The organism is Moorena sp. SIO1F2, assembly GCF_010672755.1.
GTDB lineage: Bacteria > Cyanobacteriota > Cyanobacteriia > Cyanobacteriales > Coleofasciculaceae > Moorena.
This window is the reverse complement of record NZ_JAAHFV010000578.1, coordinates 1-2,455: the sequence shown is the minus strand read 5'-3', so window position 1 is coordinate 2,455 and position 2,455 is coordinate 1. Positions and strand designations below refer to the sequence as shown.

Sequence of the window (2,455 nt, the reverse complement as noted above, 5' to 3'; positions counted from 1 at the left end):
ATGAACCAGTGAGTAATGGATGATCTTTTGGCAAACTATCAATCTTACCATAACTCCCTGGTTCATTCCCTAAGGGAATTGCATCACGAATTGTTAGATTTGGATTATTTTCTATGAGCCATCTTGGACAAGTTTTCTGGATTATATTGATGTAGTTAATTATCCGATCACGAAACTCTTCTGTAGCAATAAGCCACTGCTGATTCTCTGGATCAACAGTATAGTATTTGGCAAGTTCAAGGATTGCTGCTTCAGCACCTTCATTAGGATTTATGGATAAAGGAAACTGGCGAATAAACTGGAAAATATACTTAAATTCATCCCGAATCCGAACATTATGGTAAGATGGATCAAGAATATGTATCCAAGCATTTCGAGTATCTTTAAACTTTTTCCAACTAAGTCCGATATTTGCAGCTTTTTTCCACCAGTCCAAATATTCGTAAACAGGCCATTTTACCTCCTTAGTGAGAATATATCTTTCGTGAATAATAGTTTGATACTTTATAAGTTCCTGACAATATTTTCTATAAAATGTTGGCTGTTCACGAATTATTTTTAATTGATTATATAGTTGTTCAAAATCTAGATTATTTACCAACTTGTTTTCTAAATCTAATAAATTATTTATAATTACTTGATTGCTACAAGGATTATAGTTATAATTATTTTGTTGAAAATTTTTAACATATTTAATAATTTTATTAGGGAGTATTCTAATGTATTCATTAATTCTAATGTATTTATTAATTATTTGGAAAAACTCAACTCTATCATTGTAATTTAGTAATGAAATTTCAGAAATGACATTAGCAATAATCCTTAACTCATTCCAAAGCTTTCGACAGTGATATTCCCATTCATTAATTTTATGCAGAGGAATTTGCGATTTTTTATGTAACCGGTTAATTTCTCTTTCAACTTCTGACCAATAATCAAAAATTACCTGATTCTTCTCATAAAAACTGTCAACCCATTCTCTAACATGGTCGTAAATCTCCCTAGGAGTCATTCCCCTGATTGGCATCACATCAACTGATAGAGAACCAATATCATTAAATGCCACAATACAGGGAACATGACGACCTATGCCTAGTTGTTGGGCAAAACGAAATGCTTCTTTAACTCCTGGCACAGTAGAAAGTTTTTGAATCCTCCAATTTAAATTTCTGAGTGTTCGCTCAGGGGAATGAACAGGATCAAATCCTCTTGGTCGCAATTCATCCCAAGGTTCCATGTCAAGATATTCATCTTGCCAATAAGGATAGCGACGTCTCACCGAAGTAAGCATTCTTCTAAGAATGATTTGAAGCCGACTTTCGCGTCTTCTCATGACCGTTCGTTCTAATTTTCGCTCATCAAGGTTAGAAAAAAAGATAAAACGAATGCGGTCTGCTGTTCGATGGCATAAGTCAACAAAATAACGTTGCAGGAATTCTATGCACACTGGCGAACCATCATTGACAAAAACGAGGCTGAAGCCAAACCTATCTGTAAGACTCCGATGTGGCTCATCTAGCCTCAAAGCATAACGATATACTTCCTGTGCACTCTTAGCCCGAAAACCCATATCTATGAATTAACTTTGCATAATTTTATAATTATAGCAGAGACTCCCCAGGCATTGGTTAGTTCAGTTGTACCGATTGGCAGAAAATCCAAATACTGCGATCGCTTCTTCATCCCCCCTTCAGCCCTCTATCAAGGTTAACTCAGTAGGATTGTAATGACTATAAATAAGTAAGCTCTCAAAAAGCGATCGCATTTTTTCTATACCACCTCTAACTAGATCACGATATCACCAAAACCCCAAAAAACTCCTCAGATATCTTGACCCTATTCCCTTTTACCTCCTTCCTACAATTTGTTACAAAAATTTTCAAAATATGCTACACTAAAAGATTATTTGTGCTATTATAAAAGAGTGGTTGGTAAAACATCCGCGTCAATAGCTAGCCCGGAAAACATCCAAATCTGCGGGCTAGCTTTGACTCCCCTATGACAGGAGATACTTTTATTATGACTTATTCTGAACGCCTTTATCCATGGGTGATCATGCGGCTATTACCCGAAATGCAGCGAGTAGTTGTTGGTCGGTTCCGCAATCGCTCTGATGCCGAGGGCCATTTAACAGCCCTGAAACTGCTGATGCCGGATGCTAAATTTGTGATTGTTTTTGATGTCGGTAATCCGATGGATGAGGAATCGTTGGAGGAGGAATCCTAGGGTTTTACTTTGGTAAGGGATAGCATAGGGAATAGGGAACAGGGAATAGGGAATAGGGAATAAAATCTGTGTACCTCATAAGTAGGGAAAACACTATATTAATCAACTTAACTAGTTGAAAAATCTTGCCTTTTGCCCTTTGGTTTTTACCTATATAGCGGTTTTTAGCCTAATGAGGTACACAGGATTTTTTCCCTACTCCCTACTCCCTACTCCCTACTCCCTACTC

The 2,455-nt window shown here is 36.7% G+C and carries 3 protein-coding genes; 2 read left to right on the top strand and 1 reads right to left on the bottom strand.

Features of this window, described 5'->3' with window-relative positions; translation table 11 throughout:
* The coding region (locus F6J94_RS32950) for a hypothetical protein (RefSeq protein ID WP_293047941.1) at positions 1-1,570 on the bottom strand (1,570 nt) is incomplete at its 3' end.
* A gap of 15 nt (positions 1,571-1,585) precedes the next feature.
* Here F6J94_RS32950 and F6J94_RS32945 point away from each other — a divergent pair.
* Both F6J94_RS32945 and F6J94_RS32940 read left to right on the top strand, forming a co-directional pair.
* Complete coding sequence (locus tag F6J94_RS32945; protein ID WP_293030016.1) at positions 1,586-1,711, top strand: hypothetical protein; 126 nt, start codon at positions 1,586-1,588, stop codon at positions 1,709-1,711.
* A gap of 308 nt (positions 1,712-2,019) precedes the next feature.
* The gene (locus F6J94_RS32940; RefSeq protein ID WP_293047938.1) at positions 2,020-2,226 is read left to right on the top strand and encodes a hypothetical protein; all 207 of its coding nucleotides are present in this window, start codon (positions 2,020-2,022) and stop codon (positions 2,224-2,226) included.
* Positions 2,227-2,455: the final 229 nt, after the last annotated feature.